Origin of the sequence: Microbacterium sp. (assembly GCF_031178445.1) — a bacterium.
Lineage (GTDB): Bacteria > Actinomycetota > Actinomycetes > Actinomycetales > Microbacteriaceae > Microbacterium.
Map to the genome: position 1 here is coordinate 1 of NZ_JAPSIY010000004.1, position 14,714 is coordinate 14,714.

Sequence of the window (14,714 nt, forward strand, 5' to 3'; positions counted from 1 at the left end):
GGGGTTCCGCGGGCCCGGCGCCACCCACCACGCTGATTTCAGTTGCGGGTAGGCGTGAGGGGCGTGGCTCCGCTCACGATCCGCACTCGCCGGAGCGCATCGACGCGACGATGGTGTCCAGCGAGCCGCCGGTGCGCTTCTGACCGGATCGCGGGACCTCCGCATATCGCAGCGTGCCTCCGCCCGCAGTGGCGGGGGCGCTGAGGTAGAGCACATCGTCTCCGTCCCCGCCGACCGCCGCGCGCATGCGCTGCTGCCCTGTCATCGGCTCGCCGATGGCCTCGACCGCCCAGCCGGTGCGGCCCCGTGCGGACTCGAACATCACGACCTGGCTGGTCGCGACGCCGCAGACGGGCACCGTGAGCACCCCATAGGCGCGTGTCTTCGAACCGTGCGCGGTGGCGTCCATCGCGGCGATGGTGTCGACGCCCGCACCGAGTGAAGTCGGCCCGGCGAGTGTCTCGCGGACCCACTCTGCGCCCGTCCATCGAGCCCACTTCAGGTCGAACTGCGTCGACCCCGCCGTCGAATAGCGATAGACGATCCCCGCGAGCTCGCCGTCCTGCACCGCCATCTTCGCGGTCTGGAACGCGGGTGTCGTGCTGGTCATCGACTCGTCGCCGGTGAACGGCTGGAACACGACGGCGCCCTCGGTGTCCGGCCTTACGGGCGTCGGCAGGGCCGAGCCCGCGACATCGGAGAAGGCCTGCGTGGCCGGATTCCACACGGCGTACGAGCCGAGGTGGCGATACGGTCCGGCGGCCCAGCGGTGCCATTCCCACAGCACGTGCACGAGACCGTCGTCGTCGACGATGAGGTCGTCGGGGTACACGGAGAAGTTGGTCGCGGATGCGATGACCGTCTCCCGCGCCCACGTGCCGGCGTCGAGGTCGTAGTGGTACAGCACGCCGTCACGGCGGGCCAGGTGGTCCGGCCCGGTGCGCACCATCAGCCAGACATCGCCGTCGGGGCCGACCGAGGTGATGGGGTAGGAGATGGTTCCCCCGCCGTCGGGCATCTCGGCGCTCACCTCGACGAGCGAGGTGACGTCGCCGGGCACGGTGGAGCGGAAGTAGTTCCAGTCCTCGTGGTGCATGGAGACGAACGCGTGGATATTGCCGTCTCCGTCGACGGCGATCGACGGCTGATTGTGCCCGTTGTCGTTGAAGTAGTCGACGCATCCGCCGAGGTCGTCACGCAGGCAGCCAGAGGTCCATTCGCCGTCGGACGAGCGCACGGCGAGGTGCACCTGGTGGCGGTTCGGGATGCCGGCGGGCACGTTGTAGGCGAAGTACGTCTCATCGCCGACCACGGCCAGCGGGTTCCACCACCCGGATTGGTTGGAGCCGTCCACCGTGACAGGCACGGTCTCGACTGTGGTGGCGTGCACACCCGCAGAGGCGGGCGAGGCGGCGATGGCCGTCGCGGTGGCCGCGACCGCCACGGTGAGCAGCAGGGTTCGACGGGTCATGGTCGGAGCCTCAGCCGATCAGCTTCTGCGCGGCTTCGCCGGCCTGGGCCATGGCCTCTTCGGCGCTCTGCTGACCCACCAGCACGGCCTGGACGCGGTCCGCGATCTCGGTCTCGATCTGGGCGTACTGCGGGTAGGCCCAGAACGGGTTCGAGCTCGCCGTCGCCGTGATCTTCTCCGCGAAGCGAGCGCCGAAGGCGTCGGCGGCGACAACATCGGAGGCCTGAGCCTTCGAGGTGACGGGCGGAAGCCCGCGCACCTCGTAGTCGGCGAGCACGGCGTCGAGGTCGCTGGTCGCCCACTGCCCGAAGTCGGCGGCGGTGCGCGTGGCATCCGCGTCGTCGCCGTTGACGACGACGATCGCGCCACCCCACACGAGCGCCCTGGGCGTGTCGCCCTTCTTCAGCACGGGACGCGACTCGGCGACCAGCTTCTCGCCGAGCTTCGGGTCGGGGGATTCGCCCATGACCGCGTTGCGGCCGACGGGGGCGTCGTCATAGATCGCCGCGCGGCCCTGTGCGAACAGCGAGCGGGCGTCGAACCGGTCCACGTCGGCCGCGATCAGCCCCTGGTCGTACAACGACTTGTACCAGGTGACCGCCTGAACGCTGGCGTCGTCGCCGATCGTGACCTCGCCGTCCTTGACCAGCTCGCTGCCGAAGGTCTGCATCCAGATGAGGATGTCCTTGAGCTGGGCGGCCTTCGTCGATGCGGCGTAGGGGATGAGTCCGCCGCCCAGACCCTTCAGCTGCTTCAGCGCGGTCTCGTACTCGTCGATGGTGGTGGGGAACTCGTCGATGCCGGCCTTGGCGATCAGTTCGGAGTTGGTCACCAGACCGATCGCCCCGATCGTCCACGGGAAGCCGTACTGAGTGCCGTCGTACTGCGCTGCTTCGAGCGAGGCGGCGGTGTAGTCGCGGTCCTTGGTGAGCGCGGAGACGTCCTCGAGCTTGCCGAGGGCGGCCAGCGATGCCAGCCACGCGACGTCCACGTGCGCTGCGCCGGAGAACTGCCCGCCGCGCACCTGCAGCATGAGCTGCGTGAAGTACTCGTTGTACGGGAAGGACACCTCCGCGACCGCGACGTCGTTCTTGGACGTGTAGCCGTCGAGCAGCGCGCGGATCGCGGGCGCAGCGGCCTCCTCGGTGAGCGACCAGCTCGCGAACGAGAAGTCCTTCGCGGTGAAGTCGCCTGCGGTCAGGCCCGAGCCGCCGGCCGGGGCGGTGCCTGCCTGGCCGCCGCTGGGTATGCACCCGGCGAGCATCAGGCCTGCCGCGCCGAGGCCTGCGAACTGCAGCAGCTGGCGGCGCGAGACGGTGGGAGTGTTCTGTGACATGGGTTCTCTCTTCTTCGAGGGTTGTTGATGCGGGTCAGCCCTTGACGGCGCCGGCGGTCATGCCGCCGACGAGGTACCGCTGCAGGGCGATGAAGGCGATCGCGACGGGTAGCGACACGACCAGGGAGGCGGCCATCAGTTCCGGCCACGCGGTGGAGGCCTCGCCGATGAAGGTGTTCACCAGACCCGGGGGGAGCGTCTGCTTGTCGGGTCCGGCGAGGGTGAGCGCGAAGATGAAGTCGTTCCAGCCGCGCACGAACGCGAACAGTCCGGCCGCGATGAGACCGGGGGCGGCGAGTGGCATGACGATCGAGTGGATGATGCGCATCCGCGAGGCGCCGTCCATGAGAGCAGCCTCGACCAGTTCGTCGGGAATGGTGTCGAAGAACCCCTTCAGCATCCAGACGCACAACGGGAGGGTGAAGGTGGTGAACGACAGCACCAGCGCCGCGTACGTGTTCAGCAGCCCGTAGGCCGAGAACACGGCGTAGAGGGTGATCAGCAGCAGCGCCTGCGGGAACATCTGCGAGGCGAGCACGAAGTACATCAGGCTGCGGCGGCCGCGGTAGCGGAACTTCGAGAACGCGTAACCCATGTACGCCGAGACGATCACCGACAGCAGGGCGGTGATGACCGAGACCACGATGCTGTTGCGCAGGTAGCCGAACAGGGCGGGGTTCGAGGCGAGGGCTGTGTACGCCTCGAAGGTGATCTCGGTGGGGAAGAGCTTCGGCGGGTACGCGAACACCTCGGTGCGGGACGTGAGCGAGGTGGCTAGCAGCCAGTACACCGGCAGCAGGGCGAAGCCGCCGAATACGACGACCGCGATCCATGCGCTCACGGTGACGGCGCGGCGATCCGACCTCGATCGGCGACGGCGTGCGGCGACGGGCGGCGGTGCCGCAGTGGGGCCGGCGGGCGTCTCGGTGAGCAGCGCGGTCATCGCTTCTCTCCCTTCTCGGAAAAGCGGACGTAGACGACGACGAGTCCCATGAGCAACACCATCCAGAGCAGCCCGAGCGCGCCGGCCCGCCCGAGGTCGAAGCCGTCGAACGCGGTCGAGTACACCGCGGTGGCGAAGGTCTGGGTGGACCCGGCGGGACCGCCCCCGGTGAGCACGTAGATGATGTCGAAGTGCTGGAAGTTCCAGATGAACTCGAGCAGCAGCACGAGACCGATGATCCCCTGCGTCTGCGGGACGGTGATCGAGAAGAACCGTCGCACGGTGCCCGCCCCGTCGATCTCGGCGGCCTCATGCAGCTCAGGCGGCACGGTCTGCAGCCCTGCCAGCAGCATGACCATCATCCAGGGGAAGGACTGCCACGTCTTCGCGACGATCACCGCGACCATCGCGCTGGTGGGATTCGCGAGCCATGCCTGCGGTTCGTCGATCAGGCCGACGGCCTCGAGCACCGCGTTGACGACGCCGTAGTTGGCGTTGAAGATCCACATCCACAGGAACGAGACGACGACGCCGGGGATCAGCCAGGGGATGAGCATGAGTCCGCGCAGAACCTTCGCACCGCGGATGCGCGTGTTCAGGGCGAGCGCCAGGGCGAAGCCGATGATGAACGGCGCGATCGTCGTGCCGAGGGTGAACACCAGCGTCTGACCGAGCAGCCGGAAGAAATCGCCCGTGAGGACGTCGACGATGTTGTCGAGGCCGACGAACTCGCGCCCTGGAACGACGAGGCTCTGCTTGTAGAACGCCGTGATGAGCGCCGTGATCAGGGGGTAGACCACAACTGCGCCGAGCAGGGCGAGGCCCGGGGCGGTCAGAAGCAGCGCGAACATGCCATCTGACAGTCGCCGGGGGCGTCTGTCTGTGCTGTTGTGTGAACTATTGAGAAGTTCTGTCATGGGAGGGCGTCCTTGGCCTTCGGGTGAGACGGTCGCGCACCGCGTCACTGCGCTGCGCATCCAGTGTTTACGTAAGCATGCGCTTTCGTCAACCGAAGACGGTCACGATCAAGTAACGGGAAAAACTGAGAACGAATGGTAGTAATTGAGCGATTCGTGATCGCGATGAGAAAGTTGAAGATCGATGCTTGATTAGCGATTATCGATTGGTTACGCTGTCGAACGGTCGCCCAAACGGCCGCCGCGGCTCGCCGCAGCCCCTCAGACCATCGGAGACGCGATGAAGCGTGCACTGTCATCCCTCGCCCTCGTGGCACTGTTCGGATCGGCGATCGCCGTCGCCCCATCGGCGCAAGCCGCTGACGGCGCCGCCCTCTACATCGCGCCGGGGGGTGATGACGAGGCATCCGGTTCCGTCGATGCACCCCTGGCCACACTCGAGGGGGCGCGCGACCGCATCCGTCAGCTCAAGGCCGATTCAGGCCTGCCCGAGGGCGGGTACACCGTGTACCTGCGCGAGGGGGACTACGCCCGAAGCGGGTCCTTCCTGCTCGATACCCAGGACTCCGGTACCGCGGCGGCGCCCATCACCTACCGGTCGTACCCGGGTGAGACGGCCACGCTCACGGGAGGGCAGGAGCTGCCCCGCGACGAGTTCTCGAAGGTGCAGGACGCCGCCGTGCGCGACCGCATCATCGACGTCCCCGCGCGCGACGAGGTGCTCGAGATCGACCTCGCGGCGCTCGGCCTGACCGATTACGGCGAGCTGAGCAGGCACGGCTACTGGATGGCCAACGACGTCAGCAAGACCCCTCCGATGGAGCTCTACATCGACGGTCAGGGCATGACACTGGCCCGCTGGCCCAACGCTGATGCGGCACAGCCCACGGTTCAGATGGGCGACATCCTCGATCCCGGCCCGACCCGAAAGGACGCGGACCTGCAGGAGCGCGGTGGCACCTTCAGCTATGGCTACGACCGGCCGAAGCACTGGACGCAGGCCGAGGACATCTGGCTCGACGGGATCTTCGGCTACAGCTGGGAGTGGTCCTACAACAAGGTCGAATCGATCGACACCGAAGCCAAGACGATCACGCTCCGGTACGGCGAGATGTCAGGAATCATGAAGAGCTGGTTCCCCGACTTCCACTTCGCCCAGAACCTGCTCGAAGAGCTCGACGCACCGGGGGAGTACTACATCGATCGCGGTGTCGGAAAGCTCTACCTGATCCCGAACGCCGCCTTCACCTCCGGGCGCGGCGACGTCACCGTGACGACGCTCGACGAACCCATGCTCCGCACCGACGGCACCTCGCATGTGAACTTCGACGACCTCGTCATGGAGTACGGCAGGGCGACCGCGGCCGTGATCCTGGGCGGGTCGCAGGTGAACATCTCGCACAGCACCATCCGCAACTTCACCGACGGAGGCGTGCTGATCAACTCTCCGGGGCGCTACACCTACGACGGCATCCCGGTGAACCGCGGCGGCCGCGACCACGCCGTCACCGACAGCCGGCTCACCCACGTCGGCGGCGTCGGAGTGGTGCTGCAGGGCGGCGACAAGACCACGCTCGAGCCGGGCCGGAACAGGGTCGAGAACTCCGAGATCGCCGATTTCGCGTATTACCACAAGGCCTACAACCCCGGAGTGATGTTCGACGGCGTCGGCAACGTCGCCCGCGACAACGAGATCCACGACGCCCCGCACCCGGGCATCATCGTGCACGGCAACGACCATCTGTTCGAGCGCAACGAGGTCTACGACGTCTGCAAGCAGTTCCACGACCTCGGCGCGATCTACATGAACTCGGGCAAGACCCCGCAGCAGCGCGGTCACGTGTTCCGTGAGAACTACTTCCACGACATCGGCGTCGGCATGGCCGGAGTCGAGGGGATCTACGCGGACAACTTCACGTGGGATCTACACATCGAGAAGAACGTGTTCGTGAACATGGGCAACAGTGCCATCAAGAGCGGGTCGGCCGACTACATCGAGGCTCGCAACAACGTCTTCGTCGACTCCCACGTGCCATACGACAACTACGAGCAGTGGATGGGGAACCACGAGGGCAACGTCGTCGACAGCGACTACATGCCGGCGTGGCGGCAGGTGTTCGAGGAGAACGACGACTTCGTCGGCACGCCGTACCTCGAGAAGTACCCCGAGCTGGCTCACTTCTTCGAGGACGACCACCACTTCCCGAACCACAGCACCTTCGCCCAGAACGTCGTGTGGAACCCGAACCGCGCGCCGATCGCGGGCCTCAACGACCAAGGGGCCAAGGACGGCAAGAACCTGCTCAACTACGAGAGCAACTGGGTGGCATCCGCCGATCCCGGGTTCGTGGACGCCGCGAACGGCGACTTCCGCTTCAAGCCCGATGCCGAGGTGTTCCAGAAGATTCCAGGCTTCGAGGCCATCGCGTTCGACCTCATCGGCACCGAAGGGCGTATCGGGCAGACGCAGCAGCCCGAGAATGTGCCGCTCGAGGCCATCGCGTTCGATCGTGCGCAGGTCCGGATCGACGCCGGCGACGAGGTGAGGGTGCGAGCCGTGCCGCTGCCGTGGAACGCCGATGACGCCGCCGTGACCTACTCGACGGCAGACTCGGCCGTCGCGACGGTGAACGACAAGGGCGTGGTGCTCGGCGCGGGCCCCGGCACCACCACCGTCACCGCCACGGCGAAGGCGGATGCCACGAAGACCGCGACCGTCGAGGTGATCGTGGAGGAGGGCGACGGTGTGCTGCACTTCACCGACTTCGAGTCGGGCGCGAACGGCTGGCCGACCGACCCCAACCGCAGCATCCAGATCGATGCGACCGGCGACCGGGTGTACCGGATCGTGAAGGGCGCCAACGCCCAGCTGCCGCGCGATTTCACATCGTTCGTCCTCGACTTCGATGTCACCACGCCGCAGACCGCGCCCGTGAACTCCGGATTCATCGTCTACAACCGCAGTGGCAAGGGTGGCGGCTACATCCGCTATCGCAACGCGGAAGCCGGCCCGACATGGACGATCTTCGATGACGCCTGGAAGATCGTCGCCGAGAAGGTGGTGCCGGCCGAACACGGTCTGCCCGCCGGTGAGACATCTCATGTGCGTGCCGCCGTCCAGGACGGCCGCATCCGGATCTCGGTGAACGGGCAGGTCGCGCTGGAAGCCGCCGACCCGGGCCCTGGCTCCGCCGGCCGCGTCGGCTTCTACGTCGAGGGCTATGCGTCGCTGGACTTCGACGACATCGGGTTCTCGCTCTCGGCAGTGCCGGTGACCGGCGTCGAGATCGATGCCGAGAGCGTGGATCTGAAGGTCGGTGAGCGACGCACAGTGCAGGCCACGGTCGCCCCGGAGGATGCGAGTGACACACGCGTGACGTGGTCGAGTGCTGATCCCGCGATCGCGACGGTGACCGAAGGGCGCATCGTCGGTGTGGGCGCCGGCACGACCACGATCACCGCCGCGTCGACGGCCGACCCGTCCCTGACGTCATCGGTTACAGTGACCGTCGCCGATGCCGAATACCCGTCCGTCCGCCTCGACGCCCAGCTGAAGGATGCGGCGAACTGGACCGACTCCGACGCCATCTCGGTCGACGGCGACGGGGTGCGCATTTCGGGCCAGGGCGTGCACGGCTATGAGAGCGAGCGATTCGGCGACACCCTGGTGAGGTTCGAGGCCGACTTCGGCGAGTTCGAGGGCGGCTGGTACGGGTTCCAGGTGCGCTCCGATCAGACGGGACTGCCCGCATGGCAGAACTCGAACACCGGCTACCTGTTCGTGGTCAAGGAGGATGTGATCGAGTTCCAGAGCTGGACGCCCGGCCAGACCATGCTGGACGTCATCCCCAATGACGTGATCGCACCCGGGAGCACCCACGTGATCGAAGTGGGCGCGATCGCGGAGGACGGCGGAACGCGGGTGGTGCTGCGTGTGGACGACGAGACGGTTTGGAGCGTCGTGGACTCGAGGGAGAACCTGCGCATCGGCGCCGAGGGATTCCTCAACCTCTACCACTACGCCAAGACGAACGTGATGACCGTTCGTCCCGCGCCCTCGGATGCCACCGTGGTCGGCATCTGCTGGTCGAAGGACGCGGACCCGAAGACCGGCTATGTGCGCGGTGAGGAGCTCGATCTCGCCGGCATGCTGCTGGACGTGAGCTGGAGTGACGGCACCGTGACGCAGCAGCAGGTGTCGGCGGATATGGTGAGCGGGTTCGACAGCAGCAAGGTGCGCCCGCATCAGACCCTGACCGTGACGTTCGAGGGCGCGACGGTGACGCTCGAGACCTCCGTGCGTCCGAAGCCGAAGAAGCAACAGCCGGAGGTGGAGCGATGCGAATAGCCTTCATCGGCGATTCGATCACGGATGCGGGGCGGGATCGCTCCGACCCCGCATCGTTCGGCGACGGCTATGTGGCGCTGCTGGCCCCTGAGCTCATCGCGGGCGGTGCCGAGGTGTGCAACCTCGGCATCGCCGGCGACAGGGCGGCCGACCTCGCCGCGCGATGGCAGACGGATCTGCTGCCAGTGCGGGCCGATCTCCTCACCGTGTACGTGGGCGTCAACGAGGTCTGGCGCCTCTTCGACAGCGACGACCCGACTCCCACCGCACGATTCCAGGCGACGCTGCGCGAGCTGCTCGCCTCGGCGGGCTCGACTCATCTGGTGCTGATGGAGCCCTACCTGCTCCCTGTGCGCGAGGAGCAGGACTCCTGGATCGCCGAGCTCGATGAGAAGAGAGCGGCGGTGCGCGATCTCGCGGGTGAGTTCGATGCGGCGCTGGTGCCGCTGCACGATGTGCTCAGCAGTGCCGCGTCGCACGTCGGTGCGAGCGCGCTCGCGCCGGATGGAGTGCATCCCACCCCTGCGGCGTCCGCATTGATCGCCGACGCCTGGCGAACGGCTGCCCGGTCATTCATTAGCGATAGTCGATAACGACGTACAATGGGAATCATGACGGACGTACTGGGCACGGCCGGCCTGCAGCGCGGGCTGCTGTCGGATCAGATCTACTCCATGATCAAGGCCATGATCAAGGATTCGACATTGGCGCCGGGGGAGCAGCTCGTCGAGTCCCAGCTGGCCCGTCAGCTGCAGGTCAGTCAGGCTCCGGTGCGCGACGCGCTCAAGCGGTTGGCGCACGAAGGGCTGGTCTCGCACGTGCGCCATCAGGGCAACTTCGTCGCGAGCTACTCCGCAGAGGAGGCCGATCAGGCGAAGGTGGCCCGTGTCGAGCTGGAGGCGCTGGCCGGCCGTCTCGCATGCGGGGGGTTGCAGGCCGACCGTCGGCGGGATCTCGTCGACCTGATCGATCGCATGCACGACGCCGCTGAGAATGGCGACCTGGCGCGGTTCCGCGAGCTCGACTTCGCCTTCCACCGCGCCGTGATCGAGGCCAGCGGGAACGCGTATCTGCCGAAGATGTGGGATCTGCTCGAGCCCAGCCTGCGCTCGATGCACGTGCTGGGAGACCCGGCCTTCACCGGCGACTGGCACGAGGTGGCCGACTGGCATCGTGGCCTGCTCGACGTGCTCGAAGGCGGCGACCCCGAGGCGGCATCCGAGCTGTTCCGCAGCCACGCCGCAGGCACGCTCCTCGACGACTGACGACCTGTCAGATCCCGTAGAGCCGGATGGCGGTGCCCGACCAGAAGGCGCTCTGCTCGGCGGTTGTGAGCGAGGGCAGCGCACGACGCGTGGTCTCGATCACCGACGAGTGCGCATGGGTGCGAGCCGACATCGGCCAGTCGCTGCCGAACATCAGCCGTTCGGCCCCGAGGGTGCCGAAGGCGGTTCCGACGATCTCGGCGAGCTCGCCGTCGCCGCGGCCGGGCGCCAGCAGGCCGGAGACCTTGGCATGAGCATTGGGCTGCGCCGCGAGCGCCTCGACGCCGGTCTTCCAGTCGCCATCGGCGAGGGCATGCCCGAGCCCGAGGTGACACACCACGATCGCGAGCCGCGGATGCCGGCCGGCCAACGCGGCGACGCCGGTGAGCTGCTCCGCGCGGACGAGCAGCTCGAGCACCTTCCCGTCATCGCTCAGCGCGCTCGCGAGGGCGTCGAGCCCCGGTACGTCGGAGAGGTCAGGGGCGAACTGCGGCACGGCGGCGCGCATCGCGGCGAAGCGCTCCGTGCTCCCGTCGACCGTCGCGCCGAGCGGATGCGGGGCGCCGGGCTCGTACTGCAGCACGGTCGCGGCGATGAGCGGCTCCTGCCGCGCCACGTCGAGCAGCCAGCGCGCCTCCCGTGCCGTGTCGGCGACCTGAACGGCGACCACCGCGTCTGCGTCTGCGGCAGCGGCGCGCAGCATTCGCGCGCTGGCGACCCGGGGCAGCTGCAGCTCGTCACGGAACCAGGGCACGGAGAACGCCTCGACGTCCCACAGGTGCACGTGGGCATCGACGATGCGCACGCTCAGATCCCCTCGTACTCCAGCGCCGCCCAGAGCGCCTCGGGGATCTCGGCATCCAAGCCGGCTGCGAACAAGTCGACCTCGGCCGGTGTCCGCGCGCCGATCACGACGGCATCCGCGCCGCGGCGGAGCGGGAACACCACGGCGGCGTCGGCAAGCGCGACCCCATGCCGGGTGCACAGCTCCTGGAGCCGTCGTGCGCGGTCGAGCAGCTCGGCATCCGCCGGTGCGTACTCGAAGTAGGGGGCGCCGTCGGGATCGGCGAGGATGCCGGAGTTGAACACACCTGCGGCGATCACGTCGATACCGCGTGAGGCGGCGAGGGCCATCAGCCGCTCCTCCGCCGTCCGGTCGAGCAGCGTGAGGCGCCCGGCTTCCATGATCACGTCGAGGGGCGCCTCCGCGGTGAACCGCTCGAGAGGGGCGAGCCGGCCGAGGCCGACGCCCAGCGCCCTGACGACGCCCTGATCGCGCAGTTCGACCATGGCGGTCATCGCACCGGAGAGTCCGGCATCGACATCGAGCGGGTCGTGCAGGTGAAGCACGTCGATTCGGTCGGTGCCGAGTCTGGCAAGACTTCCGTCGAGGCTGCGCCATACGCCGTCCCGGCTGAGGTCGGCGACCGACGATGCTCCGCTCGCCGCTCCCGCGACCGCACGCCCGTCGCCATCGACCAGGCGGCGACCCACCTTCGTGGCGATCGCGACCTCATCGCGCGGGATGCCGCGCAGAGCGAGGCCGAGCTTGCGCTCGCTCTCGCCGGAACCGTACAGCGGGGCGGTGTCGAAGTAGCGCACGCCGTTCTCGAGCGCAGCCTCCACCGTCTCCACCGCATCGGAGTCGGCGACGGGAGAGAAAAGGTTGCCGATCGGCGCGCAGCCGAGGCCCACGCCCACGCGCAGCCCGGCGACGGGGGTCAGCGGACGGAGCTCTGGGCGGAGAGCCATGCCTCGTACTCCTCGCGGCTGTCGGGGGTCAGCGGGTAGTAGTCGCTCAGCCGTGCGCCCTCGTCGAGTCGCATTCGACTGAACACTTCCCACTCCTCATGATCGCGCGCCGACTCCACCACCTGCGAGGCCATCGCCTGTGGCACGATCACGGGGCCGTCGTCGTCGGCGACGACCAGGTCGCCAGGCATGCACAGCGCGCCGCCCACCGCGACCGGCACGTCGTACGCCCATGGCACCAGCTCGGACTGTGACGCGTAGTGCGGTGTGGTGCCCGTCGACCACACCGGCAGGCCCAGATCGCGGATGCGGCCTGCGTCGCGGATGCGGCCGTCCACGATGATGCCGGCACCGCCCCTGCGGGCGAAGTACCGGGCCAGGATGTCGCCGACGCAGCCCGAGAACCGGCTGCCGTACGCCTGGATCACAAGCACATCGCCGGGCTTGACGGCCTCGAGCACGTGCCACAGCGCGGTGTGCCGCTCGGCGTACTCCTGCTCGACTCCCGCGGCGCCGTCCTCGCGCTGCGGGAGCGCCATGTCCTCGCGCATGGGCATGAACTGCAGGGTGATCGCAGGACCGACGACCCGCTGACCGGTGGTGAGCGGCTCGGGCCCGTCGACATAGCTGCGGCGGATGCCGAACTGGTGCAGCTTCGCGCAGGCGGTGGCCGAGGAGACGGCTGACAGCGAGTCGACGAGCTCTCGCGCCGGTCGCGTGTACGACGACCCTCGCACCGGTAGTGCGAAATCGGGTCTGATCAGGTCGGCGCTCATGCGGCTCCTCCGGTTGCGTGGCGCGGCGAGCCTGTCGCGCGCGCGATGGAAAGGTCGAGATCGGCGCAGTGCGCCGGCGGCAGCACGATGACCAGGTCGTCGTCGCAGGAGACGTCGATGGCCGATACCGCGCCGCGGGGGGCTGCATAGCTGCCGGATGCTCCGGGGTAGCCGCTGGAGTCCTCCACGTGAGCGGTCGCCGAGACGATGCGGTCCAGCCCGAAACGACCGCCCCGCAGGCGGACGGCTCGTGTGTGCACGACCGAGGTGTTCACGAGCGTCACGCCGATTCCGTCGTCATCGAGGCGATGCACGAGGGCGGCGACGTCCTGCGGCAGGCCGGGCCGGTTGCGGTCGACGTCCTCATAGCGCAGCGCCGTGTGACCGAGCCCACCGTTGTAGAGCACCTGCGGCGCGCCGCCGACCAGCTGCGTCAGCACCTCGGTGACCACGGGGTTCACGCGCTGCCAGAAGTGCAGGTGAGCGGCATCCGGATCGTCGTGGTCGCCGAGCATCATCGCGGTGCGCCTGGCCACCTGGCCCAGCGCCATCTGCAGCGCCCGTTCGGGGTAGTCGGGCAGTCGGCCCGCCAGATACGAGTACCAGCCCGCCTCGTGGCCGGCCTCCTCCTTGTCGCGGAACGGTGCCACCGGGTCGGCGGATGCCGGCAGCCCGGCGATCGCCTTCTCGAGCCGTGCCCGGTCGGCCTGCGAGCGCGACCACCACCACAGCCACAGCGGCAGGTCGAGCTGCAGTGGGCCGAAATCGAACCAGCCCTCGGTGCCGTGCCGATAGGGCACGAGCATCCCGTCCTCGCCGGCCGCGTCGCCGAGGCGCGCCATCCACCCGCCGCGCAGACTGTACGTCGAATCCGCGACCGAACCCGGCCTGGCTTCGTCGAGCACGGCGTCGAGCATGGTGCGTACCAGGTCGAGGGCGATGTCGTCGTCGGTCACGAGTGCGTGGTTGAGAGCGCCGATCAGGGCGCTCATGCCCACCGAGTGCAGCCCGTGCGGCCAGGCCCAGCCGTAGTGCCCGCCCCACCAGCGTCCGCCCTGCAGAGAACCGGGGATGCCGTCGGGTCCTACGCTGTCGGGCATGATCCCGCCCGCCGCGCGCTGCATCCAGCCGTCGACGTAGCGGCGCACCCAGGCGGCGGCGTGCTCGTCGCCGTCGTACAGCCACGCGTTGACGGCCAGGGACGTCGACGCGAGATTGACGGCGACGTCGCCCGCGGCGCGACGCTGCATCTCCTCAGCCATGCGCAACGCGTTGCCGGGCTCGGCCAGGTCGCTCCAGTCGCGGATGCCGTCCAGGCCCTGTATCGGGAGCCCGTACGGGCGCATCTCCTCGCGGTCGGCCGCGTATGGGGAGACGGTGTCGTCCAAGCCGACGCGGGCGCCCAGCGCTCCGTTGTGCGGGGAGCGGATGATGTTCCGCTCGGCGTCGTAGTTGCCGTGCACGGGGTCGGTGTACAGCGCCGCGAACCGACGGGCCCGCTCTGCGAATGCGGCATCTGTCGGGTCGGCGGCGCAGATACCGGCGAACATCAGCAGCGACTCGCCCTGGTGGAACCAGTCGTAGCCGTTCTCGTACTCGTCTGTGAGCATGCCGGCTTCGGCGAGCTGGGCGGTCACGCCCTCCCAGTGCCGCTTCGCGTCGGAGAGCGCCTGGTCGTCGCCGCCCAGCAGATAGAACGCGGGCCAGTTGAAGAACGGCTCGTACAGGTCGTCGACGCCGTCGCGATCGATGAACTCGGCGACGCCGCGCAGTCTGCCGTCTTGAAGGGTGTACCGGTCCCGGAACACCCTTCGGGCCTCCTCGATCTCGTCGAACAGCCGGCGCTGCAGCACAGCCCAGGCGGGGATGCTGCGCAGCGGCGAGCAGAGCGGCGCGTCTGTCATCG

At 68.3% G+C, this 14,714-nt stretch carries 11 protein-coding genes; 3 read left to right on the forward strand and 8 right to left on the reverse strand.

The genetic code is table 11. The annotated features are described in order from the left end of the window. Positions 1–73 precede the first annotated feature (73 nt). The 4 genes from RIN43_RS06735 to RIN43_RS06750 are packed head-to-tail and all read right to left on the reverse strand — an operon-like array spanning position 74 to position 4,601. Positions 74–1,471, reverse strand: a complete 1,398-nt coding sequence (locus RIN43_RS06735; RefSeq protein WP_309128131.1) for a BNR-4 repeat-containing protein — start codon at positions 1,469–1,471, stop codon at positions 74–76. A 10-nt stretch (positions 1,472–1,481) separates the two neighbouring features. Then, on the reverse strand, positions 1,482–2,807 hold the full coding sequence (locus tag RIN43_RS06740) for an extracellular solute-binding protein (protein ID WP_309128132.1): 1,326 nt from the start codon (positions 2,805–2,807) through the stop codon (positions 1,482–1,484). A 34-nt stretch (positions 2,808–2,841) separates the two neighbouring features. Continuing rightward, positions 2,842–3,750, reverse strand: coding sequence for a carbohydrate ABC transporter permease (locus RIN43_RS06745; RefSeq protein WP_309128133.1), 909 nt, complete (start codon positions 3,748–3,750; stop codon positions 2,842–2,844). Further along, positions 3,747–4,601, reverse strand: coding sequence for a sugar ABC transporter permease (locus RIN43_RS06750; RefSeq protein ID WP_309128134.1), 855 nt, complete (start codon positions 4,599–4,601; stop codon positions 3,747–3,749). Before RIN43_RS06750 ends, RIN43_RS06745 begins: the two co-directional genes overlap by 4 nt. A 346-nt stretch (positions 4,602–4,947) precedes the next feature. Between RIN43_RS06750 and RIN43_RS06755 the strand changes: the two genes are divergently transcribed. The 3 genes from RIN43_RS06755 to RIN43_RS06765 are packed head-to-tail and all read left to right on the forward strand — an operon-like array spanning position 4,948 to position 10,280. Further along, positions 4,948–9,015, forward strand: coding sequence for an Ig-like domain-containing protein (locus tag RIN43_RS06755; protein WP_309128135.1), 4,068 nt, complete (start codon positions 4,948–4,950; stop codon positions 9,013–9,015). Continuing rightward, complete coding sequence (locus tag RIN43_RS06760; RefSeq protein ID WP_309128136.1) at positions 9,006–9,608, forward strand: SGNH/GDSL hydrolase family protein; 603 nt, start codon at positions 9,006–9,008, stop codon at positions 9,606–9,608. Before RIN43_RS06755 ends, RIN43_RS06760 begins: the two co-directional genes overlap by 10 nt. Positions 9,609–9,626: 18 nt before the next feature. Then, on the forward strand, positions 9,627–10,280 hold the full coding sequence (locus RIN43_RS06765; protein ID WP_309128137.1) for a GntR family transcriptional regulator: 654 nt from the start codon (positions 9,627–9,629) through the stop codon (positions 10,278–10,280). 7 nt (positions 10,281–10,287) lie between these two features. Here RIN43_RS06765 and RIN43_RS06770 read toward each other — a convergent pair whose 3' ends face one another. The 4 genes from RIN43_RS06770 to RIN43_RS06785 are packed head-to-tail and all read right to left on the reverse strand — an operon-like array spanning position 10,288 to position 14,712. Beyond that, positions 10,288–11,085, reverse strand: a complete 798-nt coding sequence (locus RIN43_RS06770; protein ID WP_309128138.1) for an amidohydrolase family protein — start codon at positions 11,083–11,085, stop codon at positions 10,288–10,290. A gap of 2 nt (positions 11,086–11,087) precedes the next feature. Further along, the gene (locus tag RIN43_RS06775) at positions 11,088–12,032 is read right to left on the reverse strand and encodes an aldo/keto reductase (protein ID WP_309128139.1); all 945 of its coding nucleotides are present in this window, start codon (positions 12,030–12,032) and stop codon (positions 11,088–11,090) included. Next, positions 12,002–12,808 carry a ribonuclease activity regulator RraA gene (locus RIN43_RS06780; protein ID WP_309128140.1) on the reverse strand — a complete coding sequence of 269 codons (807 nt, stop codon included), beginning with the start codon at positions 12,806–12,808 and terminating at the stop codon, positions 12,002–12,004. The genes RIN43_RS06775 and RIN43_RS06780 overlap by 31 nt, the downstream gene beginning before the upstream one ends. Further along, entirely contained in the window at positions 12,805–14,712 is a 1,908-nt protein-coding gene (locus tag RIN43_RS06785; RefSeq protein ID WP_309128141.1) for a hypothetical protein, read from the reverse strand. The genes RIN43_RS06780 and RIN43_RS06785 overlap by 4 nt, the downstream gene beginning before the upstream one ends. Positions 14,713–14,714 lie beyond the last annotated feature (2 nt).

Coding starts and splice junctions, on each gene's coding strand:
- RIN43_RS06735 (WP_309128131.1), bottom strand. CDS start 1,471: ATGACCCGTCGAACCCTGCTGCTCACCGTGGCGGTCGCGGCCACCGCG.
- RIN43_RS06740 (WP_309128132.1), bottom strand. CDS start 2,807: ATGTCACAGAACACTCCCACCGTCTCGCGCCGCCAGCTGCTGCAGTTC.
- RIN43_RS06745 (WP_309128133.1), bottom strand. CDS start 3,750: ATGACCGCGCTGCTCACCGAGACGCCCGCCGGCCCCACTGCGGCACCG.
- RIN43_RS06750 (WP_309128134.1), bottom strand. CDS start 4,601: ATGTTCGCGCTGCTTCTGACCGCCCCGGGCCTCGCCCTGCTCGGCGCA.
- RIN43_RS06755 (WP_309128135.1), top strand. CDS start 4,948: ATGAAGCGTGCACTGTCATCCCTCGCCCTCGTGGCACTGTTCGGATCG.
- RIN43_RS06760 (WP_309128136.1), top strand. CDS start 9,006: ATGCGAATAGCCTTCATCGGCGATTCGATCACGGATGCGGGGCGGGAT.
- RIN43_RS06765 (WP_309128137.1), top strand. CDS start 9,627: ATGACGGACGTACTGGGCACGGCCGGCCTGCAGCGCGGGCTGCTGTCG.
- RIN43_RS06775 (WP_309128139.1), bottom strand. CDS start 12,032: ATGGCTCTCCGCCCAGAGCTCCGTCCGCTGACCCCCGTCGCCGGGCTG.
- RIN43_RS06780 (WP_309128140.1), bottom strand. CDS start 12,808: ATGAGCGCCGACCTGATCAGACCCGATTTCGCACTACCGGTGCGAGGG.
- RIN43_RS06785 (WP_309128141.1), bottom strand. CDS start 14,712: ATGACAGACGCGCCGCTCTGCTCGCCGCTGCGCAGCATCCCCGCCTGG.